Origin of the sequence: Cohaesibacter gelatinilyticus (assembly GCF_900215605.1) — a bacterium.
Taxonomy (GTDB): domain Bacteria; phylum Pseudomonadota; class Alphaproteobacteria; order Rhizobiales; family Cohaesibacteraceae; genus Cohaesibacter; species Cohaesibacter gelatinilyticus.
This window is the reverse complement of sequence record NZ_OBEL01000002.1, coordinates 176,620-198,507: the sequence shown is the minus strand read 5'-3', so window position 1 is coordinate 198,507 and position 21,888 is coordinate 176,620. Positions and strand designations below refer to the sequence as shown.

The window sequence follows — 21,888 nt, the reverse complement described above, 5'->3', positions numbered from 1 at the left end:
AACCCTTCCGTTCGCCTTGGGCGTCGGGCTTTTTTATAAGGTATCTATCATGACTACTGGCACCGTTAAATTTTTCAATCCTTCAAAAGGCTTTGGTTTCATTGAACCCAACGATGGCACCAAAGATGCATTCGTTCATATTTCTGCAGTAGAAGAAGCTGGTCTTTCCAGCCTCGATGAAGGCATGAAAGTCTCCTATGACTTGCAAGAGGGGCGGAACGGTAAAGTTTCAGCTGCGAATCTGAAGCTGGTTGATTAAATCCGGAACAAGGCCGCATTAACAAATGTGGCCTTGATCCCGCACCAAGGATTGAACATGGTCAGCATTTCAAAAACCAAGGCAGCCAAGCGCTTGGCTGCGGTCCAGAAGTCTAAAAAAGCGGCGCTTAGTGAAACAGAAGAAGAGGCGTTGAAGGTTAGAGAAAATATGGCCCGTCTCAAAGCTTTACGCCTTGCAAAAGAAGCGGCGGATCAAGCGATTGATCCTGCAAAGAAATCCAAATAGATCGGTTTTCTGTCACGCAAAGCGGTCGATGTCCCATTGCCTTGTGGGGGGCGGGGCGAGATGTGAATGACAATTCAATTGATTGCCAAATCAAGGCGACGGGCGCAGATGAAGTCATTCTCACTGAGGCCACCAATGGCGTGGGTGGTGTAAAATATGCGGCAATAGCCCCAGCCAAACTGAATGTCGGGATGATGACCATCCTGATCGGCCCGGAAAGCTGCCAGATTGGCCAGATAAACCGCCTTGGCAAATCCCTTGACCTTTACCTCGCGGATGATGGAAAGCCCATCTTCGCAAAGGTTCCAATCCTCATGTAAATGGTCAAGTAATTCTTGCGCCCGCTCAAGGCTCAATGGCTCAATCCCGCTCTCCTTACCAGAGCAAGGCACACATTCCATCCCATCCAAAGCATTGCTATCCGTCATTGTCTTCCCTCCCGTTCGGGTGAGAGATCAGAATAGCATTTCTCGGCCATGATGAGGTAGAGAGTGTCATTCAAACAAGTTTGATCTAAGAAAATCAGCAGGAGGCTTGATTGCCTCCTGCTGAATGTTACCTGCTGCCTTCCTCTATTGCAGTGAGGATGGCAGGAAGAGGGCGATCTCGGGGAAGGCGATGAGGGCGGCGACCATGATCAGCATGACGATGACGAAGGGGATGGTGCCCAGCATCACTTCGCTCATTTTGCCGCTTTTGCGGGCGCCTTGTACCACGTAGAGGTTCAGGCCAACCGGTGGTGAGATCAGCGCCATTTCGATCAGCACGATCATCAGAATGCCGAACCAGACCACATCAAAGCCTTGCTCGACGATCAGCGGCACGATGATGGGAATGGTGACCACCATCAGGGACAGGGTTTCGATGAAGAAGCCGAGCACGATATAAATGCAGACCACCACCAGAATGGTCATCAAGGGTGACAGGCCCAGACCATCGAGAATGGATTTCAACTCTGCCCCAAGGCCAGCCGAGGCCAGCGTGAAATTCAGGAAGGATGCGCCGATCACTACCAGCATGATCATGGATGTGATCTTGATGGTACCGACGACACTGTCGCTGATCATCTGCAGCGAGACACCACCAAAGTAAGCGGCAATCAGAATGGCCCCGGCAACGCCGACGGCTGCCGCTTCGGTTGGGGTGGCCCAGCCTTTATAGATGGTGCCGACAATGGCTCCGAACAGGATGATGATGGGTACCAGCTGGACAAGTGCTCGGATCATTTCACCAATGGGAAAGACCCGGCGCATGCCACCCAGTTCCGGGCGGATCATACAGATGATGACGGTTATCGTCATGAAGCCCAGAGCCAGCAACAGGCCGGGCAACAAACCGGCAAGGAAGAGCTGCGGGATTGAGGATTGGGTGAGGAAGCCATAAACGATGAGATTGATGGATGGCGGGATCATGATACCCAATGTGCCCCCGGCGGCAATGGCCCCGGAAAACAGCTTGGCGTCATATCCCAGTTTTTCTGCCTGTGGCATGGCGACGGTTGCGACCGTGGCTGCGGTGGCAACAGAAGAGCCGGAAATGGCGGAAAACATAGTCGAGGTTGCCACATTGGCATGGACCAGACCTCCGGGCAACCAGGATACCCAGCGGTCAAGCGCGGCGTAGGTTTTGGCCGCGATGCCGCTACGTACCAGAATTTCTCCCAGCAGGACAAAGAAGGGAATGGCAATGAGAGTGGCATTGTTCGAGGTCGACCATACCAGATTGCCAAGACCCTTGATCAGTGGAAAAGGACTGAAGAAGGCATCGATGCCAAAGCCAAGCAAAAACAGGACGATGCCCACGGGAATGGAGAGCGTGAGAAGGGCCAGCAGGCCGATGGAGACTGTCGAAATCATGTGTGAATCTCCACTTCATCGTCGCCGACCGTACCAATGGCTGCTTCCGATTGCTGGAATTCGCCACGCAGGACCAGCATCAAGGCAGCTGTAAGAGTGAACCAGGAGACAATGGCAAACCAGAGCCAACCAGCAAACCAGGGCAATTGCACCAGCGCCAATGGTGTTTCCAGCGGCGTATTGGCGCGTGAACCATTGAGGAGAGAGCGCTCGACCACCGGCCAGCAGCGAAAGGCAATGAGCGTGATGGTGCCGGAAAGCACGATCATGGAAAACAGATCGAACAGCGAGCGCCCAAGTGCGCCAACCTGCACCCGCAGAAAGTCAATGCGCACATGGCTTAGCTCAAGCAGGGCAAAGCCCATGCCCCAGGATGTGACAATGGCCATGACATAGCCGCTGATTTCGTCGGTGCCGCCGAGGGAGGCTCCGAGTTTTCTGATGATGATCTCAGTTAGAATGAAAAGGACGCAGACCAGCAACAGGATGCCAATCAGCATCGCTACGCCTCTGTTGAGTCGTTTCATCAGTGCCAGAATTTTTTCAGGCATTTGGAATTTCTCCCTCGATTGGTGCCGCCCTATTGGGCGGCTACCTTCACGCCTACGGTCTTGCCCACCGACATATTCCAGCGATCAGCCCAGGTCTTGCCCGCGCGCTTTGCCCATTCTGGCAACACTTCGCTGACCAGAATTTCACGCGCTTTGTCAAAATCTTTTTGTGAGACTTCTACCAGTTTCATGGAGTGGGCTTCCCCGGCCGGGCATTTGCCATTGCCGGTCAGACAGGCAATGTCATTAACCAGGGCATCTTGTGCCACCGCCCAGGCTGGCTCCTCGAACTGGGTCTTGATCTGGCTCTGTATCAGCTCTTGCGTTTCGGGTTTCAGACCGTTCCATTTGTCCATGTTGATGGCGGTAACCACCGGATCCCAACCGCCGAGCGGAATGGGCATCAGATGGGTGGAAACTTCCCACCAACCGGCATTATAGCCAGATCCGGCGCCCGTTACAGCGCAATCGACCACACCTTTTTGCAAGGCACCTGGCACTTCCGAGAAGCTGACATTGACGCCTTCAGCGCCGAGAGCGTCAAGGAACTTGGCTGTCATGCGGCCAGAGGCGCGGATTTTCAGGCCTTTCAGATCATCCAGTTTGCTGACTGGGGCATTGCAGAAAACCACCTGAGGTGGATAAGGGGCGATGGCCAGAACATGGCTGTTGAAGCGGTCTTTGTAGATGTCGCTCACCATGGGGCGGGCGGCGTCAATCATGGCGCGGGCTTCATCGGCGGAGAGGGCCAGCAGTGGCACATCCAGGCCTTCCAGTTCGGGTGCATCGGCAACAGCATAGTCGGCTACGGTCATGCCTACATCATAGACACCATCGCCGAGTAGGCGGAAGACATCGCCGACGCCCAGATTCATCTGGTTATGGGTGGTAAGAGACACATTGATCTTGCCACTTGAGGCTTCGGGCAATTTTTCCGACCAGAAAGGTGCTTCGAATTGCTTGTGCAACGGCAGGCTGGACCAACTGCCAACAACTGATAGATCTTGAGCAAGAGCGGGCGCTGCCAGCAAAGCGGTGGCTGCCAGAAAGGGGATTGTTTTTTTCATGTTCTTCTCCTTGATGAGAGTCTGTTCAGGAATTGCTGTGTGCGATGACGGGAATTTCTGCATCGTCATCGACATCGGTGATCAGCATGTATCCGGGTTTGTGCGTGATGCAGATCGGAAGCCGGGCCTGCTCTATTGCCACTTGCGGCGTCACACCACAGGCCCAGAAAACCGGTACTTGATCATCGGTGACCGGGCTGGCGTCTCCCCAATCGGGGGTATCAATATTCTTGATGCCTATCTCGGAAGGATCACCCCAATGAACGGGCGCACCGTGAGCCAGAGGGAATTTGCGACTTATCGCGATCACCTCTTGGATGCGGCTTTTATTGATCGCGCGCATGCTGACCACCATGGGGCCGCTGAACGGGCCAGCTGCTACCGTCTCAATGTTTGAGCGAAACATTGGTACGGTCTTGTCATTCTCGATATGCCAGAGCGAAAATCCGGCGCGCATGAGAGCATGTTCGAATGTGAAGGAACAGCCAAGGGCAAAAGCGACGAAATCGCTTTGCCAGAGTGTCGTGATATCGTGGATTTCCCTTGAAAAGGTGCCATGTTCATAGAGGAAATAGGATGGTACATCCGTGCGGATGTCAACGTCTTGTCCCAAGGTGAACATATTGGGATTGCCGGAATCCGAGACACCGACCAACGGGCAGGGTTTGGGATTGCGTTGGCAAAAACGCATGAAATCAAGCGCGTAGCGCTCCGGCATTACAGCGATATTGGCTTGCAGTTTGCCTTTGCCCAGACCTGCTGTGTGTGAAGCATAGTCGCCTGCCCGAATGCGTTGGCGTATCTTGCCAGCGGCAAGCCTTAAAATGTCTTCGTATATGTCTTGCACGTCTGTCTCCTCTCGTGGGGAAGAGGATCGGATGGCGGATATATAAAATCAAATTGAAAGAAATTGTGGTTATATATAAAATTTTTTTATATATGGTCTTGTGAGATATCCAGGGCCAATTTTGCGGCAATCTCAAGCAGATGGCTTTTGGGTTCTCCAAGGAAAGACGCGGAAAATTTCAGGGGTTCGGGACACCAGCCGGGATCGAATTCGCGGATCCTTTCGTCCGTCACATAGCGCTGGCCGATGGAGCGGGGCAGGGCGGCCACGCCAAGGCCCACTTCGACCAACCGAAAACAGGCGGACAGAGAAGAGGACGGAAAGAGCGAGACCTGTGGTCCGACACGCTTGAAAAGCTCAGCTTTCAATTCTCGAAACGGGCGTGTGTTCTTGGCATAGGATATGACCGGAGTGGTGGCAAAATCGACTGGCATGTCGCTGCCATCCGGGGCAGGCATTGCGCGATACCATGCGAGATCCACTTCCGGCAATTCCACATTTTCGACGGTATATTCGGAGATCGGACCCAACAGGATGGCCAGATCGATTTCCCTTTGTAGCAAGCCATCGCGCAGAACGGCGGAAATATCGACACTGATCTCGATCTTGACCTTGGGGAAGGTGTGATGGAACTCGGTCACGAATTCCGGCAACCAACTCTGGGCAATGGTTTCCGATATTCCAAGGCGTAAATGACCTTCAACGCCTTCGGTATTCATGACATTTTCTTCGACCAGTTCGGAGAGCTGCTGGAATTGCTCGGCATAACCAACCAACAGATCGCCCTGTTTGGTCAATCTGACGCCCGATCCGGTGCGTTCGAACAATTGAACCGCCAGCGTGTCTTCCAGACTCTTGATCCGGGAGGTGACTGCCGGCTGCGTCAGGTTCAGCATATGGGCAGCGCGGTTGATGCCACCGGCACGAACAACCGCGAGAAATGCCTTGATCTGTTCGATTTTGAGCTGAGCCATTGCCTGGTCTTCTATGGAAATCAAAGTCTGTCCGGAATGATACGCAGCTCTATTGCGGGCTCGCAACATCGAACTTCAATTTCTGATGTTGTTTGTCAATTGGGAGCGCTCTGATCAGGTGGCAATCCGATGCCTGTTCAAGATGGGCGTGATCAGGTTTCTGTAAACAAGTGATTGGAAAAGAAAGGAAAAATTTGGTGATAGAGGTAGGAGACGATATCGACCGTCTCCTACCAAAAGAATTGGTTGGTATGATTTGGTGCTGAAAAGCTGGGCACAGGCCTGTGGGGACATGGTGGCCTGTGCGCCATCTCTTGGTTTGAAGCTGTCCTTATGGGAGAAAGGCTTCAAATATCCGCAAAACGGGTTTTAGCAAGTTCCGCTAATGGCGTTTGCGAATTTCGTAATGTCGTCGGTTGAATATTCACCGTAGATTTCTGATTGCAACTCTTCTGCAAGTTTCAGACTGGCGGCTTCCAGGTCAGATGCGGCATCTGGTACACCCAGATCCTTGGCGATACCTTTTGCATAACCAATCATATTGATGACAGCGAAGAATTCTTCCATGCGTTCGCGTTCGAACGTGGTATTTGGGCTTGTTGCTTCCATATGAACTCCCACTTGCTAGTTTTCATTTTGTAAGAATGCCACAAAATATGGAGCGCTGCGCGTTGCATAAGCGTTGCACATCTTAAAGGAGTTCTTTGGTCCATTCTAAATTCGATAGGTTGAATAAGGCCTTATGAATACATGGCTCGCCAAATAGGCGTTGCGTTGAAGGTCCAGCCAGCCTCATTTTGCGGGTATTTCCGCTCTGTTTGCATCGCTTTCAGCAAAGTCAAAGCGTCTGCACGCTTCTGATCCACATATGCGTATTTGACGATTTCATCCATGATTGATCGTTCAAGCTTTGCGACTTCAGCGATCTTTTTCCATGTGCGGTCCTTGAAGAAAACTTCCCGTGCAGCGAGGGATATTGCAGTTTGCTGATCTTTTGATATCAATGCCAGATCCGTTGCTTTCTTCAGCGTTGCATCCACATTGACCATGGGAAGTGATATTGGAGGGTAGTTCAGTTCGGGCGGTCCGTAGAGCAGAGCAACATCGGCATCATCCCAACGCAGGCCACTTGCATATTCTTCATAGATTTTGCCAATTCCAGTCATGCCGAAAGTGGCGCATTCTGCTGCACGTAAGGCGCCCATGCTGGCGGAACCCAGCACGGTGACGCCTTTGGAAAGGGCAAAGAGAATTTCCTTGTGCCAGACCGGAGCGACGAATTCGAACTGTCCATCGATAAGGCCAATCAGTTTGGCTCCCTCGCTTACAGCCTGCATGATGTCGCCCTGCATTGCGGGGGCACGAGATATGATATCATCCGGGATATGATCGCTTGCATCGGGCAAGCTGGGCCCCACAAACACAACTTTCACTGCAGTCTCCTCAACAGGGCGCGCTGTCCCACCCTCTGACGGCGGTCACCATCCGGGCTTTCCAATTGTGGTGCCATGACCTTCGCGACACTGACGGGCAGCCAGTCTGGTGTCAGGTCCACGGCGAAGAGTTCGCTTATGCCATGGGTCTGGAGACGCTTTAACAGAGCGTCCAGCGCCAGTTCTGTGGTTTTGCCGGGGAGTTCGTCCAATTGTTTGATACAGACGGCTTCTGGCCCGGTGAAGGCGCGCAGCAATGACGGGTCTACCGGACGGGAGAATGTTTCCGGCATCAGGTCATCGCGCGCGCCTGCGATGAAGGTCATGCGCGATTGCACGGCCTCGGATATGGCACGGGCTGCGGCCACCAGCGGGAAAGGGGAGCAACCGGCTCCAAGGGTTACATCTACATGGCGTGGCTTGCGGTTGGTGGCTTCCTTTGGGCGCATCAGGGCTGATATGCAAGGCACCCCCAGATCAGAGGTGATATTGAAAAGGGCGATTTCCAGGCCTGCTTGATCGATCCTTCTCAGCATGGTCTGGATAGTGTCATCGGCAAGGCTGGTCAGTTGAATGCGGTTCTGAAAGCGTCGCTGTGGCATGTCAATCGCCCAGAGTGCCAAAGCATCGCGTTCCACCCGCTCCAGCAGGCCGTGCATGATTGCTTCATTGAGCGTGTTACCAGAGGCCAGACCGTCGGTCGAAAGCCAAAAACGGGGGTTTGGTCTGGTGCGATCAAAGCAGACCGCATCATAGGGTACCCATATATCGCTGTGATCTATCAGACGCCTGGCACGGGTCCAGTCTATTTGTTCGTCATCTGCGATAGGTTGGCCCCCTGAAGACAACAGGATTGTCATCTTGTGGGCAACTTTTCCCGTTTCCTGCAATGTGGCATAGGAGCTGGTGTGCAACTCACAGTCGGGCTGTGTGGCAATCACCCTCTCCACGGCTTCCATGGTGGCGGAGGTGCGGGCGCTATCGTCGTCCATACCCTTGCCTTGGGCAATGACAATGGCTTTGGCGTTGGGGGTATAGGCACACCAGACAGGAATGCCCACGCGGTCGAGACCGGTTTGTGCGGCGACGCGTGTGATGCCAAGGCGAGAGAAATAGGGTGAGACCCTGGAAAAGGTCTCACCCGGTGTACAGATACGAAATCTGGACGGTTCTAAACTGGTCATTTGAAATCTCAGTTTTCGCAAAGGCCTCCTGGGGTATTGGCCATGCTTTCTGAACGCTCGAACAAGCCACCGGCTGCGTTGGTTATACTCTCAGAGCGTTCAAATAGACCGCTTGCGGCTTCTGTCACACCTTCCGAGCGTTCGAACAAGCCGCCCGCAGCATTGGTTATACTCTCAGAGCGTTCAAACAGACCGCCTGCGGCTTCTGTTACACCTTCCGAGCGTTCGAACAGGCCACCTGCAGCTTCTGTTACATTTTCAGAACGTTCAAACAAACCGCTTGCACTGTCATCAGCGGAAGAAAGGGAGACAGCAAAGTCCACACCATGACCCATTGGTTGACTGTTCTTTCTCAGTTCCGCGGCGGAAATTACACCGCTTTCTTCATCCATGGGAAGGATTGTTCCTGCTTCCAAATCCGCAACCCAGAGCTTATCCTGACCAGAAAGTCCTAAAACAATTACATTTGCCATTGCTTACTCCTTTTTAAAAACCAGCCTTCAAAAGGCCTTCTCTATAATGCTCAATCTGCCATTTCTCCTTTATGGGGATCATGGCAAGCCAGGATTCCAAATCGAAATCCGGATTATCCTTTAAAACGCGTTGTCTGCATGACCGTGCCTTTGTGGTCTGGCCAAGCATCCCCCAGCAGGCAGCAGCCAATCGGAATGCTGAGCTGGAATCTTTCATTTTTTTAATATGATCAAGTGCTTGCTGGTATTCGCCAATGAAGTAACTCGCCCCTGCTGCGGTCCAATGATAAGTATCAGGTGCAAGGGGGTTGAATGAGATGGCGGAATTGATTTTCTCGATGGCTAGGGCGGGGGTTCCTCCGTGGGTCAGACTGTCTGCATAACTGCATAGGACATCGGCATAGTGCGGGCTGAGATTTTCGGCCTGATGCAAGGATCCAAGGCTGTCGTCAATCTTGCCCATATAGAGCTGGCTGACACCCAGTTCCTTGAAGGCCCCGGCAGAGGCTTGGTCTTGTTCGATGGCCAAACGAGCCAGTCGTTCGGCTTCTTCAAGCAGATTGTTGTCGCCGCGCGCAGTTACTACCCATTCCATGCTGAGTGTTCTGGCAATGCCAGCCAGTGCGGGAGCGAAGCGCGGTTGATACTTCAAGGCATCCTTGAAGTGTTTTCGGGCCCGGCGCAGGGCGGGAAGCGTCATGCCGGAGAGATTTTGCAAGCCATGCAGGTAAGAGTAATAGGCATCCGGATTGGAATTGAACTCGTTCAGATAGGGCGAATGCATCGTGATCTGTTTGGCGATGGATGCTTGAATGGCGTCTTGGATCAGGCTGCGCTGGTCTGCCGAGTTGCCTGCATCCAACTGGAAACGATGTGCCCATATGGTCTCATCTGATGGCATGAAAACGAGTTGGGCAAACAACTCATCATTGGTCTTTCTTGTGTCGAGCGCAAATGCGACCTTGTGTTTTTCAAGCAGGCCAGCCTTGTCGTCCGAGGTTGCTATCTTTTGCGAGGTATAGGGAGCAACGACGGAAATCTCACGTTCGCCGCACAGGCTGATCGTGATGTCTTCGATCAAGGCGGTTGCAATGTTTGACTGTTGTGCCTCTTCGCCCAGACCACCGGGAGGGAGGAGTGCAATACGGGGTGGCGGTGTTTGAGCGTTGTCTGGTTCCGGGTTGGTCTGCGTGCTTGTGTCCGGGCTGGATTGACCATTGGCTGCAGCTGGGACAGGCCTTTTGGGCAGCTCTATGAAACTATGGATCTTGTTTGTTGTTGATGCGGGTGAGGCCGAAGGTCTGGTCAGTTTTGCCAGATGGTTTCTGACTTCTTCATCACGTGGGTCCTGATCCAACAGAAAGGCGGCAACATGTTTGAGTTGTTGTCTGTTTTCCCAAAAACCCTCTGACCCGCAGATCTTGAGAAAGTCGTTGCGCAGAATATCGAACAGGCCAGCCTGATAAGTGCGGACCCATTTGTCCAGATCAGAACCACCTGTACCAAGGGAAGGCAGGAAACCTTTGTGCAGGGCCTCGTTCAGATCAGACAGGCGTTGCATGGAGCCTGGCTGATCAAGCAGATCGAGATCGCAATCCAGTTTGCCACGGGTTATTTGCAAATAGCGATCATCAATGGTCAGGAAATTGATGGTCTTGGTTGGCATCTGAGCGGCAAAACGGCGCATCATGGAACGCAGATTGGTCAAGGCCGCAGACTGGGTCACCTGTGGCCAAAGCAACTTGGCCAGCTCTTGCCGTGAAACCGGGCGCTCACAGCCATAGAGATAGGCGAGCATCACAGCTGCCTGGGCGGGAATGCGAAGCATATTATGGTCCGATTGCGCGAGATGGCAATCTCCAAAAACCGTCAAATAATACTTCATTCCGTGGGTCCCGCCTTTGATTGCGTCAGCAATCCGATGAGATGATCAGGGTGTGAAATTTTCTACCGATCGAACCAGTGCCAATATTTTCTTTCGTACGTCCTTGTCTTGGATGGCCAGATAGGCCATGGCCAACTCGATGCAATCCTTGGACTTCATCATCTCTGCCAATTGGCTGGCTGAACGGTCCATATCGTTGGCTTGGTCACTCGGTCTGCCTTCAAAGAAAAAGGTGATGGGAACATCCAGACAATTGGCCAGATTGTGCAATCTGCTGGCGCCAATCCGGTTGATGCCTTTTTCATATTTCTGAACTTGCTGAAAGGAAGTGCCCAAAGCATCGCCCAATTGTTCCTGCGTCATGCCCAGCATGACACGGCGAAATTTGATGCGAGAACCAATATGGTGATCGATTGCAGTGGGAGCTTTTTTCATATTCTGTCCTGTTCTAGCTAGTTGTTGATTACATATTTGCGCGAAAAAATGAAAGACGCAACCAATATTTGCACGCTGATTCGTGAAAGTGATCGGGTCCCTATGATGATGGTATCATCAGAACCAAAATGACGACATGCCGAATTGGGCACGTCGCCATTTGTGATTTCCGAATGCTTGCAACAACTGGTTCTCAGTCTCCCCATACATCAATCATGCCAAATCGAGGATAGTCAGTCGCGGTTTTTTTGGGAGACGACCCAACGGGCTGAAAGGGGGACAATCATGGTCAGAAGCGCCAACAACCAGAATGCGATGCTGAGTGACAGGATATCAGACAGGAAACCAATGATTGCAGGACCCATCAGCAGGCCTGCGTAACCTGTCGTTGTAACGGCTGCTATGGCAATGCCCGGCGGCATCAGGTTCTGGCGACCTGCTGCACTGAAGAGGATGGGTACCAGATTGGCTGCGCCCAGTCCGATCAATACAAATCCGGATAGGGCGACGATCAAATTTGAAGAGAGCAAGATTACACCGAGCCCTGTCATTGCAATGAGGCCGCCGCATACAAGGGTTGCAAACTCTCCGGCTTTTGCGATCAACCGGTCACCGGTCAATCGCCCGATGAGCATGGCAATTGAGAACAGGATATAGCCCGTGCCAGCATTTTTGGGTGAGCTGAGGTCCCGGTCGATGATCAGAAGCGCACCCCAGTCCAGCACTGCACCTTCGACAAGAAAGATGATGCAGGTAAGAGCGGCCAGAAGAAGGACAATGCCACGCGGCATGACAAAGGGTTCCGGTTCTTTACCCGTGACATTGAGGAAGCAAGGTCGGGCTATCAGCATTGCGATCAATGCCGTAGCGGCCCCTATGCAGGCACATGCCAGAACCGGGACCGACAAGGATAAGAGCAATGTCATCAACCCCGCGCCGCAAAAACCGCCGATGCTCCAATGTGCATGAAAGTTTGACATCAGAGGGCGTTTTTCCAGAGCTTCGACTTCCGCTCCGTGCACATTCATTGCCACATCGATTGCGCCAAGGAATGCGCCAAAAACAAGAAGCGCCGCTCCGAGTGCCATTGGTGATTGTGCCAGAGCCATAAGTGGCAACAATACAACCAATCCATAACCGCCTGTCAGGATCAGCGGCCGAGCTCCGCGTCGTGCAGCAATCATCCCTGTCGCAGGCATGGCAATGAGAGACCCGAGCCCAAGACAGAGAAGGAGCGCGCCAAATTGAGCCTTGTCAGCGGCCACATTCTCCTTGAAAAACGGAAAAAGGGGCGCGCAACACGCCATGGCAAAGCCAGCTGCAAAGAATGCAAGCCGTGTTGCCAGACGGGCAGGTGCCGTGGTTGAAATATCAGGCCTGATTGGGTCTTTGGGCACCATGACTGTGTCTGTAGTGTTCGTCATTGGCTTGTTACCACTCTTGTTCCAGAGGCCTGCAATGTCTTTGTCATCTCGCTGCTAGCGTCTGTTATCACGGTATCGATATCCGACATGGTCAATGTTTGGTAGCGTGCGCGCCGTCCGATTTTGGCTTTATCCGTCACAATGATGGTTCGGTTCGCTGCTTCATGCATGGCACGTTTCATCATGGCTTCGTCATGATCGTCAGAACTCAAGCCAAAGTCGGCCTCAATGCCACAGGCACCAATGAGGGCTATGTCGGCATAAAGTTCTGCAATGCGAGTGGTGGTTGTGTCTCCAGTGGTAATTCCGCCCAAGGGCCGTAATGTACCACCGAGCATGAATACGGCGATGCCTCTTTCCTGACAGGCAATGGCAACCCATGGTGATGGTGTGATGACCAATCGCCCTTGTTGTTTGGGCAAGTGTTCGATCACGCATAATATCGTCTGTCCTCCATCCACCAAGAGCGTCGGGGCGTCACCGATTTCGCGAATTGCTGACTGGATCAGGTTTTTGTCAGGTGGTGGGCCATCTGTCAGGCGTACATGGAGTGGCGCTGCGGGAGCTGCAATTGGTACGGCGCCACCGCGCACTCGGTGTGCTTTGCCTTGCGCTTCCAGCGCAAGAATGTCTCGACGTATTGTATCAATGGACACACCAAATTCGTGGGCAAGCTCAATTGCGACGAGCTGCTGGCCTTCTTTCAGGCGGGTGGCAAGTTCCGATTGTCTTGTATCTGGAATATTCAGATTCATGCATAATCCTGCAAAATATTGCAAGATACTGCATATCGTATTATAAAAAGATGGTCAATATGGGACTGGAATTTGGATCGTGTTTCAGACCAAATCCAGCTCATTTATGAGTATACGGCCTAATAATTACAGTAGGTAATGGAGGCTTTCATGGGTTTGCGCTAGATAGGATAAACCGATGGAATCATAGCCTTTCTGATGTTCTGGTCAGGATCGGAACGGAGGTGTTTACGGCCTAGCATCACCCGACAAGACAATTATGGAAAATTCACCGAAGAGGGCAAACAGTTGTTTGCCTCCACGGCTCGTGCATTCAGAATTTCGGCTCTAAACATCGGGGCGCAGCAAAAGGTAACCAGACCAGCCGAATTCCCTCAACCTCCATTGATGAGGTGTTCGACGAGTTCGGTGAAAACATTCTGACCAAGAGAGAGAGGGAGATTGTCGCCTTGATCTTGAAAGGCCACTTCTCCCTCTCAATCAGCCATGTTGTCAATATCACTGAAGGGATAGTGAAAATTTATCGAAAGAACGCCTACAGCAAGTGCGGCGTTGTTTCTCAGAGAGATCTCTTTGCTCGATTTTTGAACCTGCTGCGAAAGGAACTGGATCGCTAACAATTCCGTTCGATTGGTTGGCTAGCCGGCAGACGTTTTCTGTATGTTTTCTGGACAGACTTTTCCGTCAGCTTGAAGACCATAGTGTTCGACGAGTTCGGAAATGAATCCAGAATGGAAGTCGACCACGCGTTGCTCTGGCTGCTGCCCGGTCAACCGCTCCTGCAAGGGGTCTTTTGCCCGGATGCTTGAACCAGACATTTCTTCGAGCATTGCGTGACCGCAAAACGGAACGTAGAGCTCTGAATAGCCACCTTCATGAACCGAGACGAGTTTGCCACCGGTATACTCCATGATCTGGCGCGTCATGAGACGATAGGTTTCCGATATGCACATCATGCGCGATAATGGATCAACGGCCGAAGCATCAAAGCCGCATGCGATGATCACCAGCTCCGGTTCAAATTCCTTGAGTTTTGGAAGAACCAATCTTTCCATGACTTCCAGATAAGTTGCATGGCCACATCCAGGGGGCAGGGGAATATTCATATTCGTGCCGACACCATCCCCTTCACCGATTTGATCGATGAAGCCTGTATCTTGCGGATAGCATCGATCTTGATGAATTGAGATCGTCAAAATATCGGGGCGTTTTAGAAAGATCGCCTCACTACCATTGCCGTGATGAACATCCCAATCAATGATCGCGACTTTCCCAACGAGCTCTTTTGCTTTTGCAGCCTCGACAGCGACAGCAATGTTGTTCAGCAGGCAGAATCCGTTGGGCCAATCTGGTAGGCAATGATGGCCGGGTGGACGAGAAAGAGCATATGCGTTTTCATACCGCTCCTCCAAAACACCAATCACAGCTTCTTTTGCAAGACCTGCAGACTTAGCTGCTATTTCAAATGCACCTGGACCAAACGGTGTTCTGAGGCCAAGCTCTCCACCACGTCCATCCGAGAGTTTCTTGAATTCATCAAGATATGTACTTGGATGAATGCGAAGCAGATCATCCATGCTTGCGCTTTCAGCTGTCGTCTCAAACAGATCCTTTTTCAAACCTGTGAAGTCGATGAGGTTCTTAAGTCGGCGTTTGGTTTCCGGTGCTTCTGGCAGCCCTCCTGAAACGAATGGCTGAACATCGCCTCCGACAGGTGCCAACATTGCGTAGTTACTGCCAGTGTGCCAGAAGCAACTTTCATCCCAAATAAATGCTGTTTTACTCATGGTCGGCTTCCTACACAGACAAAAATTTTTCTTTGATCGCGATTGCTTCATCCGTGAAGAATTCTTCACTGGTGAACTCGTGGAACAGCTTCCCCTGCTCTACGATATAGTGGCGGTCAGCCAGGGTTTCGCAGACGCGCAAGTTTTGTTCCACAAGCAGAATTGGAATACCACTTTGCTTGATTTCCTTCAGCGTATTGACGATCTCCTGAACAATAACAGGTGCAAGCCCTTCTGAAAGTTCATCGCATAACAACAACTTCGGGTCATTGAGCAATGCCCGCGCGATCGCCAGCATTTGCTGTTCACCACCTGACAGTTGACCGCCACCGTTTGTTTTACGTTCTTTCAGTCGTGGAAATAGCTGGTAGATGTCTTTGATTGTCCACCGTCCGCCTTCTTTCTCAGAAAGCTGCAGGTTTTCTTCAACCGTCAGGATCTGGAAAATATCGCGTTGTTCCGGGATCAGGCAGATGCCCATGTCAGCAATCTTATGTGTGGGCATGCCAATGAGGTCTTTTCCATCAAAGGTAATCCGTCCTCTAACGTCTGGAACAAGACCGACAATGGTAGAGAGTGTCGTTGATTTTCCGGCACCGTTTCGACCGAGGATCGTTACGAGCTCGCCTTCGTTGATCTTTAAACTTAGATCGAAGAGGATGTGGCTTTTTCCATAGAGTGCATTGACGTTTTCGAGTTCCAACATGATCAGATCTCCTCGCCGAGGTAGGCAGTTTTGACTTCTTCGTTCTCAGAGATTTCTGCTGGTGTTCCCGATGTCAGAACCTTGCCACCATGCATTACGGTAACTGTGTCACAAACTTTGGTGACCAGACCCACATTGTGTTCGATCAGAAGGATCGTACACTCCTTGCGTAGTGCTCCGAGCAAATTCGTCATGGCTGGAACATCATCAATCCCCATGCCTGAAGTCGGCTCATCGAGAAGCAGGATTTTGGGTTTGGCCATCAGCGCCATTCCAACTTCGAGCAGGCGTTGCTGCCCATGCGAAAGGGCTGAGGCAAGTAACTCTTTTTCTGCTGTTAGTGTTATGCGTTCCAATACCTGATCAATCTGGGCGGTTTCATCAGGACTGTTGTGAACAGCATGCCAAAATACAAAACCCTTCTTCGTATCCAAAGCCTGACCTGCCAGCCGCAGATTCTCCTCAACACTCAAATCTGAGAATAAGCTGGTGACTTGGAATGATCGGCCAATTCCAAGTCGTGGTCTCTCATATTGACCCATACCTTCAATAGCCTTGCCATCGAATATTATGTTTCCAGATGAAGCAGGTACAGTTCCTGCCAGACAGTTGAACAGGGTGGTTTTCCCCGCACCATTTGGCCCGATCACTCCGTGGATTGTACCGGCATCAACATCGAAGCTGATATCAGTGTTCGCGTAGAAGTCACCGTAGCGCTTGGTTAGGTTTTTGATTTCAAGAAGAGGACTATGCATGGCTTCCTTCCTTCTTGATGTCCGAACCACGAAGTTTGCTGATGGCCTTTTGCGTTGCCTCAGAAAGGCCGCCAGGCAGATAAAGCATGACGATGATCAACAGCAAACCGAGCAAAAGCATCCAACGTGGCCATAGGTCGGCCAATATATCGGTCGCGACAAGGAATATTATTGCTCCAAACACCGATCCATAGAGTGAGCCCAGACCACCAAGAACGCACATGAACAGAATGACTTCACTTGTTTCGATGTCGATATTGGAAAGTGGGGCAAATCTGAGCATAGTTGCATAGAAAGTCCCGGCAACAGCGGTCACCGCTCCAGAAAATGCAAAGACCGCAATCTTGTAAAGCTTGACTTGATAACCAATTGCTTCAGCGCGTGCCTCGTTTTGTTTGATCGCTTTGAGGACAGAGCCCAAGGGTGAATCCACCAGTCTCTGCATAGCGACAAATATCAGAACAAATACGATTGAAGTCAGAATATAAAAGGATGTGTCGGTCGCAAATTTGAACTCGGTCACAAAAGGAATGGTGAATGTGGGACGGACAACATCGAGCAGACCGTCTTCTCCACCTGTGATTGGTTCGGCGAGGAAGGCGACATAGTAACCCAGCTGCGCAAAGGCCAAGGTCAGCATCACAAAGTAGATGCCTTTGCGACGGATCGCGAAGAACCCGACGACGACAGCTAGAACGGCTCCGGTCAGTATGGAGGCAAGGATCGTTGGAACGAGTCCAGGATTATAATGAATTGATAGCAGTCCGGCTGCATATGCACCTGCACCGAAGAAGAGTGCTTGTCCAAATGAGAGAAGTCCGGTGTATCCGAGAAGTAGGTTACATCCAATCGCTGCCATTGCGAAAATCAGGATTTCTGTTGCGAGCACATAAGAAGGCAGAACAATTGGAAGAACAGCCGCAATCACTGCGGTGAGCAGAAGATGAATGTATATTGGTTGATTGGCACTCATAGTTTATGCCCTCCCGAACAGACCATTGGGGCGCAAGAGAATAATTGCCGCCATTACCGAGTAGATCATCACATTGGCACCCTCGGGCCATATGATTGCCGTAAAGCTCTGTACGAGCCCCACTATAAGCCCACCTATGAGGGCTCCCGTGAAACTGCCCATGCCGCCAATGACAACAACGACGAAGGCAATTCCGAGCGCTTCAAGGCCCGCAAATGCGTCAGCACCGCGGATTGGTGTCAAGAGTGCCCCAGCTATTCCGGCGAGTGCCACGCCAAGGACGAAGGTGATCGCGAATAGGCGTTCTGTGTTGATACCAAGGAGCGAGACCATTTTGGGATTTTCACTGCCTGCACGCACCTGAATGCCGAACTTGGTTTTCTCAAGCAGATACCATAGCGCTACTGCGATCAGTGAGGTCGCTGCGACGATGAATAAGCGATATTGCGGATATACAAAGTCGCCAAAGACCATGACACCCTTCAGGAGATCAGGTGTGGAGACCGGTTTTGGTACTGTACCCCAAATGATGAGGATTGCTTCCCGGATCACCAGCATGACGCCGATTGTTATGAGAATTTGTACGGCATGATCGAGCTTATAAAGCTTGCGTATCAGTACGCGCTCGAGCAAGTAAGCAAAGGCGCCAACCGCAAAGGGCGTTACCAAGAGACCGACCCAAAAATTGTCTGTCATTGTTATGAATTGAAAGCAGAAGTAGGCACCAAGGGTATAGAGAACACCATGGGCAAAGTTTACGAAGTTCATCATACCAAAGATGATTGTAAGTCCCACTCCCATCAGGAAATAGATCATTCCTAGACCTATTCCGTTGAGTATCTGGAAATAATAAAGGCTCACTATCCAATCCCCGCGCTTTATTCTTACGTTTACTGCGCACTTCCAATGTTTGGAGATCCCGATTTAAGGCTCCGGTGATTGGATAGCAGTCAAGAAAATGCATCCTCCGGACAGATGTCCAGTGGATGCAAGTTATGTTTGGGAGGATTAATTCAGCTTGCAACCAGTATCAGCTGCTGACTGGAAGTATTTCGCTTTTGCAACCACGTCAGCGAAATCATATTCGTCTGCCTTGTCACCTTCTGCCTTGCCAAGAAGGAGGTAGAAGTTCTTTTCGACCTGATTGTTTTCCGCGCTAACGGACTCAGTGCCGGTGATGCCTTCGTATGACTTACCAGAGATGTGAGCTTTGATTTTAGCAGGATCTCCAGTGCCAAGCTCGTTAGCCGCGTCGATAATCAGCTTGGTCATCTGGTAGTAGTGAGCCATTGGGTAAGTCGGTGCTTCGCCCAGCTTATCTTTGGTCAACTTCACGAGTTCCAGATTCGCCGGAGCCTCTTCCTCGTGCCAGTACTGCGCACCAAAATAGATGCCTTCGGAAACTTCAGCGCCCAAGGACTGCATTGTGTCGAGGCCTGAAGACCAGACAAGAAGGATTTTCATCCTGTCTTTGAGACCGAAATTGATTGCCTGTTGGATGGACGCAGCAGCCTGCGAAGAGAAGTTCAAAAGAACGAGCAGATCAGGATTTGCCGCCTGAGCCTGAGCAATGATGCCAGAGAATTCTTTGTCTTTCAGCGAGTGGTAGCTGTTACCAGCCAGTGTAAGACCGCGCTCTTCAAGAACAGCTTTTGTGTTTGAAAGCATGGCTTCACCGAAGACGTATTGTGGTGTCACGGTGTATGCTGACTTAATTTCGGGGTGAGCGTCCAAAACTGGACGCAGGCTTGCATTCACAGCGCCATATGTTGGAGCGCTCCAGCGGAACATGGAAGCATTACACTTCTTACCGGTAATTTCATCAGCACCAGATCCGTTGATGTAAAAACCACCTGCTGAGTGGATTTCTGCACCCACAGCGAGTGCTGTTGATGAAAGAGTTGACCCAAGATAGAGACCTGGACCTTCTTCACCAAGCTTAGACTTCACCTTACGAGCTGCCTTGCCGGCATTACTTTCTGTATCGATGAGATTCAGCTTGAGTTTCATGCCACCAGCTGTACCCGCCGTTTCAATAGCAAGGCGTGCGCCTTTTTCAGCTTCTTCACCGAATTGAGCGAATGCACCAGACATGGATGCAACAACGTTGATCGTAAGTTCATCGTCTGCCGCCAAAGCCACAGATGATGACATGGCCAATGCGGCCACGCATCCAAGCAGTGATTTGAGTTTTGTTTGTTTCATCAGATCCTCCCAGATTGTCAGCAATTTGCGCAAAGCGCATCTCAGTCGGGAGACATGGAACCATATGTTAGCCCCTGATATAAAATATATAATTTACATAGGGTCATACATTTTATATATTACCTTCCATGAGATTGACCTATCGCCAAGTTCAGTATGTGCGCGAGGTTGCGCGGCTCAAAAGTGTGACGGCAGCCAGCAGAACAATGAATATATCGCAGTCATCAATCCTGGCTGCGATCAATGTTGCCGAGGAAACCACAGGTGTTCGGCTCTTTTACCGACGGCAGGGACACGGCATGGAATTGACACCGGCTGGCCAAGACTTCCTGATTTCAGCACGTCGTTTTCTTTCTGCCGGTGAAGAGTTCAATCGATCTGTGAAAGGTATGGATAGAGAGACAACGCCAAGCCTCAGGGTAGGGTGCTTCTCACCATTTGGGCCGATCCTGATTCCGCCTGTGCTCAAACGCTATATTGAACAGAACGGTGAATGTCAGATCAATTTGCTCGAAGGTGATCAATCTGAACTGAGGAACTGGTTGACCGCTGGTGATGTCGATCTAGTTGTGACTTACGACATTGGTGAGCTTTTCGGCATTGGTGTCACACCGATCTGCAGATGTCCTGCCCATGCTGTCTTGAATGTAGATGATCCTGATGCCGGACGCTCGTCGATTTCGATGAAGAGATTGTCCCGAAAGCCGCATATTCTACTCAATCTTCCGGAGACAAGTTCTTATCTGCTGGCTCTTCTCGATTTTGCAGGTCAGCGGCCGGATATCGTATTGAAGACGCGCTCCTATAACACTATTCGCGCTGCGGTTGCCAACGGCATTGGTTCCTCAGTGCTTAACATCCGCCCTGCGGAAACTAGTCCCGACACTCCGTCTCTCGTCCGTATTCCGATATCAGATGATCTTCGGCAACCCACACTGATGGTTGCTGACCCCTATGGCGATCTGAAACCAGATTATGTCAGTGCATTCATAAAGGCACTCTATGATTATTTGGCTGAATTGGGGCCATCACGTTTCGCAGTTGCACTGAAAAAACATGAAGCTGACCTTCTTTATGATCCACCAAAATTCTAATTAAGCGATGAGTGGTGGTCTATTAGCTCTAAATAGAAGCCGCTTCCAAGCGAAATTGTGGCTGAGTGCATTATGACAGGAGATATCGCTATGCAGATCAGGACAGTCAAACTGGAAGACAGAACCGCCTCTGTCAATATGGCGGCTGGAGAAGGGTGTCATGGAGCTGGCATGAAAAACGGCGATACGCTGAGAAAGCATGTCGCCGTTTTGGATTTGCAAGTGTTTGAAGTGGCTTGGGGCTTAGTCTTCCAGAGCGTCGATCATGTCCACGCGGGTTGCGTGGCGACCGCCTTCGAATTCAGCGGACAGGAAAGCATTGACGATTTCCAGAGCCAGACCTTCGCCAACGACACGGGCGCCGATTGAGAGAATGTTTGCATTGTTATGCTGGCGGATCATACTGGCAGAGAAGGTGTCGGAGCAAACGCCACAGCGGATGCCTTTGACCTTGTTGGCAGCCATCATGATGCCTTGTCCAGTGCCACACAGGATGATGCCGAGATCGACATTGCCAGCCGCCACTTTGCGCGCCGCCGCTTCACCATGTTTTGGATAGTGGGTGCTCTCAGTTGTCGTCGGGCCGATATCTTCGACTTCATAGCCAAGGCCTTTGACATGCTCGGCAATGGTCTGGCGAAGGGGGATGGCAGCATGGTCGCTGGAAAGAATGATGCGCTTGGTATCAGTCATGACAGGCTCTTTTGGTTCGAAATAGAAAATGGCAGCAGCCGGATCTGTTCCTGCCTTCTATCGCATTTGCCTGCTCCAAGTACAATGGAGATATTGGATGAGTTTTAGCCTTGCCAATTATTTTCGGCGTATCATAGATGGTTGACTTGACCTGAGTATTGTTATTGCGGGGTTGTATCCTGACATAGTTGTCATGATCTTGCGATATAATGCATCACTATTGATGAGAAGGGTGTTGTCCGGACGGGTGATGCAAAGACGGGTGTTAGGATAGGGGCGTTTGTTC

25 protein-coding genes are annotated in these 21,888 nt (G+C 51.2%); 4 read left to right on the top strand and 21 right to left on the bottom strand.

The window, feature by feature from the left end:
- Window positions 1–49: 49 nt before the first annotated feature.
- Together CRO57_RS10960 and CRO57_RS10955 are read left to right on the top strand one after the other, a co-directional pair.
- Complete coding sequence (locus CRO57_RS10960) at window positions 50–259, top strand: cold-shock protein (RefSeq protein ID WP_097154036.1); 210 nt, start codon at window positions 50–52, stop codon at window positions 257–259.
- A 27-nt stretch (window positions 260–286) separates the two neighbouring features.
- Complete coding sequence (locus tag CRO57_RS10955; protein WP_244580075.1) at window positions 287–505, top strand: transcriptional regulator; 219 nt, start codon at window positions 287–289, stop codon at window positions 503–505.
- A gap of 74 nt (window positions 506–579) precedes the next feature.
- Here CRO57_RS10955 and CRO57_RS10950 read toward each other — a convergent pair whose 3' ends face one another.
- The 14 genes from CRO57_RS10950 to CRO57_RS10885 form a co-directional block, all read right to left on the bottom strand.
- Window positions 580–933: a 4a-hydroxytetrahydrobiopterin dehydratase gene (locus CRO57_RS10950; protein WP_097153493.1), complete on the bottom strand. Its 354-nt coding sequence runs from the start codon at window positions 931–933 to the stop codon at window positions 580–582.
- A 144-nt stretch (window positions 934–1,077) separates the two neighbouring features.
- Window positions 1,078–2,361 (bottom strand): TRAP transporter large permease, encoded by a 1,284-nt coding sequence (locus tag CRO57_RS10945; protein ID WP_097153492.1) that lies wholly within the window; start codon window positions 2,359–2,361, stop codon window positions 1,078–1,080.
- Window positions 2,358–2,912, bottom strand: coding sequence for a TRAP transporter small permease subunit (locus CRO57_RS10940; protein ID WP_097153491.1), 555 nt, complete (start codon window positions 2,910–2,912; stop codon window positions 2,358–2,360). The genes CRO57_RS10945 and CRO57_RS10940 overlap by 4 nt, the downstream gene beginning before the upstream one ends.
- A gap of 29 nt (window positions 2,913–2,941) precedes the next feature.
- Window positions 2,942–3,979: a TRAP transporter substrate-binding protein gene (locus CRO57_RS10935; RefSeq protein WP_097153490.1), complete on the bottom strand. Its 1,038-nt coding sequence runs from the start codon at window positions 3,977–3,979 to the stop codon at window positions 2,942–2,944.
- Window positions 3,980–4,004: 25 nt separating this feature from the next.
- Window positions 4,005–4,826 (bottom strand): putative hydro-lyase, encoded by an 822-nt coding sequence (locus tag CRO57_RS10930; RefSeq protein WP_097153489.1) that lies wholly within the window; start codon window positions 4,824–4,826, stop codon window positions 4,005–4,007.
- An 86-nt stretch (window positions 4,827–4,912) separates the two neighbouring features.
- Entirely contained in the window at window positions 4,913–5,800 is an 888-nt protein-coding gene (locus CRO57_RS10925; protein ID WP_097154035.1) for a LysR family transcriptional regulator, read from the bottom strand.
- A 369-nt stretch (window positions 5,801–6,169) separates the two neighbouring features.
- Window positions 6,170–6,409 (bottom strand): hypothetical protein, encoded by a 240-nt coding sequence (locus CRO57_RS10920; protein ID WP_097153488.1) that lies wholly within the window; start codon window positions 6,407–6,409, stop codon window positions 6,170–6,172.
- Window positions 6,410–6,540: 131 nt separating this feature from the next.
- Entirely contained in the window at window positions 6,541–7,233 is a 693-nt protein-coding gene (locus CRO57_RS10915) for a TfuA-like protein (protein ID WP_097153487.1), read from the bottom strand.
- Window positions 7,230–8,417 (bottom strand): YcaO-like family protein, encoded by a 1,188-nt coding sequence (locus tag CRO57_RS10910; RefSeq protein WP_097153486.1) that lies wholly within the window; start codon window positions 8,415–8,417, stop codon window positions 7,230–7,232. The genes CRO57_RS10915 and CRO57_RS10910 overlap by 4 nt, the downstream gene beginning before the upstream one ends.
- 8 nt (window positions 8,418–8,425) lie before the next feature.
- A complete protein-coding gene (locus tag CRO57_RS10905; protein ID WP_097153485.1) occupies window positions 8,426–8,890 on the bottom strand; it encodes a hypothetical protein in 465 nt (154 codons plus the stop codon).
- A gap of 13 nt (window positions 8,891–8,903) precedes the next feature.
- Window positions 8,904–10,775, bottom strand: coding sequence for a tetratricopeptide repeat protein (locus CRO57_RS10900; RefSeq protein WP_141401223.1), 1,872 nt, complete (start codon window positions 10,773–10,775; stop codon window positions 8,904–8,906).
- A 45-nt stretch (window positions 10,776–10,820) separates the two neighbouring features.
- On the bottom strand, window positions 10,821–11,210 hold the full coding sequence (locus tag CRO57_RS10895; RefSeq protein ID WP_097153483.1) for a helix-turn-helix domain-containing protein: 390 nt from the start codon (window positions 11,208–11,210) through the stop codon (window positions 10,821–10,823).
- Window positions 11,211–11,443: 233 nt separating this feature from the next.
- Window positions 11,444–12,634, bottom strand: a complete 1,191-nt coding sequence (locus CRO57_RS10890; protein ID WP_244580074.1) for an MFS transporter — start codon at window positions 12,632–12,634, stop codon at window positions 11,444–11,446.
- Window positions 12,631–13,389, bottom strand: coding sequence for a DeoR/GlpR family DNA-binding transcription regulator (locus CRO57_RS10885; RefSeq protein WP_097153481.1), 759 nt, complete (start codon window positions 13,387–13,389; stop codon window positions 12,631–12,633). The genes CRO57_RS10890 and CRO57_RS10885 overlap by 4 nt, the downstream gene beginning before the upstream one ends.
- Before the next feature lie 392 nt (window positions 13,390–13,781).
- Between CRO57_RS10885 and CRO57_RS25370 the strand changes: the two genes are divergently transcribed.
- Window positions 13,782–14,006 carry a LuxR C-terminal-related transcriptional regulator gene (locus CRO57_RS25370; protein ID WP_425291279.1) on the top strand — a complete coding sequence of 75 codons (225 nt, stop codon included), beginning with the start codon at window positions 13,782–13,784 and terminating at the stop codon, window positions 14,004–14,006.
- Window positions 14,007–14,027: 21 nt separating this feature from the next.
- Here the strand turns inward: CRO57_RS25370 and CRO57_RS10875 are convergent, their stop codons facing one another.
- The 6 genes from CRO57_RS10875 to CRO57_RS10850 form a co-directional block, all read right to left on the bottom strand.
- Window positions 14,028–15,176, bottom strand: a complete 1,149-nt coding sequence (locus CRO57_RS10875) for a class II histone deacetylase (protein WP_097153479.1) — start codon at window positions 15,174–15,176, stop codon at window positions 14,028–14,030.
- Window positions 15,177–15,186: 10 nt separating this feature from the next.
- Window positions 15,187–15,882, bottom strand: a complete 696-nt coding sequence (locus CRO57_RS10870) for an ABC transporter ATP-binding protein (RefSeq protein WP_210200843.1) — start codon at window positions 15,880–15,882, stop codon at window positions 15,187–15,189.
- A 2-nt stretch (window positions 15,883–15,884) separates the two neighbouring features.
- The gene (locus CRO57_RS10865; RefSeq protein ID WP_097153477.1) at window positions 15,885–16,637 is read right to left on the bottom strand and encodes an ABC transporter ATP-binding protein; all 753 of its coding nucleotides are present in this window, start codon (window positions 16,635–16,637) and stop codon (window positions 15,885–15,887) included.
- A complete protein-coding gene (locus CRO57_RS10860) occupies window positions 16,630–17,610 on the bottom strand; it encodes a branched-chain amino acid ABC transporter permease (protein WP_097153476.1) in 981 nt (326 codons plus the stop codon). The genes CRO57_RS10865 and CRO57_RS10860 overlap by 8 nt, the downstream gene beginning before the upstream one ends.
- Before the next feature lie 3 nt (window positions 17,611–17,613).
- On the bottom strand, window positions 17,614–18,471 hold the full coding sequence (locus CRO57_RS10855) for a branched-chain amino acid ABC transporter permease (RefSeq protein WP_097153475.1): 858 nt from the start codon (window positions 18,469–18,471) through the stop codon (window positions 17,614–17,616).
- 147 nt (window positions 18,472–18,618) lie between these two features.
- Entirely contained in the window at window positions 18,619–19,815 is a 1,197-nt protein-coding gene (locus CRO57_RS10850; protein WP_210200842.1) for an ABC transporter substrate-binding protein, read from the bottom strand.
- A gap of 128 nt (window positions 19,816–19,943) precedes the next feature.
- Here CRO57_RS10850 and CRO57_RS10845 point away from each other — a divergent pair, with 128 nt between their 5' ends.
- Entirely contained in the window at window positions 19,944–20,909 is a 966-nt protein-coding gene (locus CRO57_RS10845; protein WP_097153474.1) for a LysR family transcriptional regulator, read from the top strand.
- Between the two features lie 243 nt (window positions 20,910–21,152).
- Here the strand turns inward: CRO57_RS10845 and rpiB are convergent, their stop codons facing one another.
- On the bottom strand, window positions 21,153–21,602 hold the full coding sequence (gene rpiB, locus CRO57_RS10840; protein WP_097153473.1) for a ribose 5-phosphate isomerase B: 450 nt from the start codon (window positions 21,600–21,602) through the stop codon (window positions 21,153–21,155).
- Window positions 21,603–21,888 lie beyond the last annotated feature (286 nt).

Excerpts from the sequence above, each read along its gene's own strand:
- CRO57_RS10960 (WP_097154036.1), top strand. The coding sequence starts at position 50 with ATGACTACTGGCACCGTTAAATTTTTCAATCCTTCAAAAGGCTTTGGT.
- CRO57_RS10950 (WP_097153493.1), bottom strand. The coding sequence starts at position 933 with ATGACGGATAGCAATGCTTTGGATGGGATGGAATGTGTGCCTTGCTCT.
- CRO57_RS10945 (WP_097153492.1), bottom strand. The coding sequence starts at position 2,361 with ATGATTTCGACAGTCTCCATCGGCCTGCTGGCCCTTCTCACGCTCTCC.
- CRO57_RS10940 (WP_097153491.1), bottom strand. The coding sequence starts at position 2,912 with ATGCCTGAAAAAATTCTGGCACTGATGAAACGACTCAACAGAGGCGTA.
- CRO57_RS10935 (WP_097153490.1), bottom strand. The coding sequence starts at position 3,979 with ATGAAAAAAACAATCCCCTTTCTGGCAGCCACCGCTTTGCTGGCAGCG.
- CRO57_RS10925 (WP_097154035.1), bottom strand. The coding sequence starts at position 5,800 with ATGGCTCAGCTCAAAATCGAACAGATCAAGGCATTTCTCGCGGTTGTT.
- CRO57_RS10920 (WP_097153488.1), bottom strand. The coding sequence starts at position 6,409 with ATGGAAGCAACAAGCCCAAATACCACGTTCGAACGCGAACGCATGGAA.
- CRO57_RS10910 (WP_097153486.1), bottom strand. The coding sequence starts at position 8,417 with ATGACCAGTTTAGAACCGTCCAGATTTCGTATCTGTACACCGGGTGAG.
- CRO57_RS10905 (WP_097153485.1), bottom strand. The coding sequence starts at position 8,890 with ATGGCAAATGTAATTGTTTTAGGACTTTCTGGTCAGGATAAGCTCTGG.
- CRO57_RS10900 (WP_141401223.1), bottom strand. The coding sequence starts at position 10,775 with ATGAAGTATTATTTGACGGTTTTTGGAGATTGCCATCTCGCGCAATCG.
- CRO57_RS10895 (WP_097153483.1), bottom strand. The coding sequence starts at position 11,210 with ATGAAAAAAGCTCCCACTGCAATCGATCACCATATTGGTTCTCGCATC.
- CRO57_RS10890 (WP_244580074.1), bottom strand. The coding sequence starts at position 12,634 with ATGACGAACACTACAGACACAGTCATGGTGCCCAAAGACCCAATCAGG.
- CRO57_RS10885 (WP_097153481.1), bottom strand. The coding sequence starts at position 13,389 with ATGAATCTGAATATTCCAGATACAAGACAATCGGAACTTGCCACCCGC.
- CRO57_RS10875 (WP_097153479.1), bottom strand. The coding sequence starts at position 15,176 with ATGAGTAAAACAGCATTTATTTGGGATGAAAGTTGCTTCTGGCACACT.
- CRO57_RS10870 (WP_210200843.1), bottom strand. The coding sequence starts at position 15,882 with ATGTTGGAACTCGAAAACGTCAATGCACTCTATGGAAAAAGCCACATC.
- CRO57_RS10865 (WP_097153477.1), bottom strand. The coding sequence starts at position 16,637 with ATGCATAGTCCTCTTCTTGAAATCAAAAACCTAACCAAGCGCTACGGT.
- CRO57_RS10860 (WP_097153476.1), bottom strand. The coding sequence starts at position 17,610 with ATGAGTGCCAATCAACCAATATACATTCATCTTCTGCTCACCGCAGTG.
- CRO57_RS10850 (WP_210200842.1), bottom strand. The coding sequence starts at position 19,815 with ATGAAACAAACAAAACTCAAATCACTGCTTGGATGCGTGGCCGCATTG.
- CRO57_RS10845 (WP_097153474.1), top strand. The coding sequence starts at position 19,944 with ATGAGATTGACCTATCGCCAAGTTCAGTATGTGCGCGAGGTTGCGCGG.
- rpiB (WP_097153473.1), bottom strand. The coding sequence starts at position 21,602 with ATGACTGATACCAAGCGCATCATTCTTTCCAGCGACCATGCTGCCATC.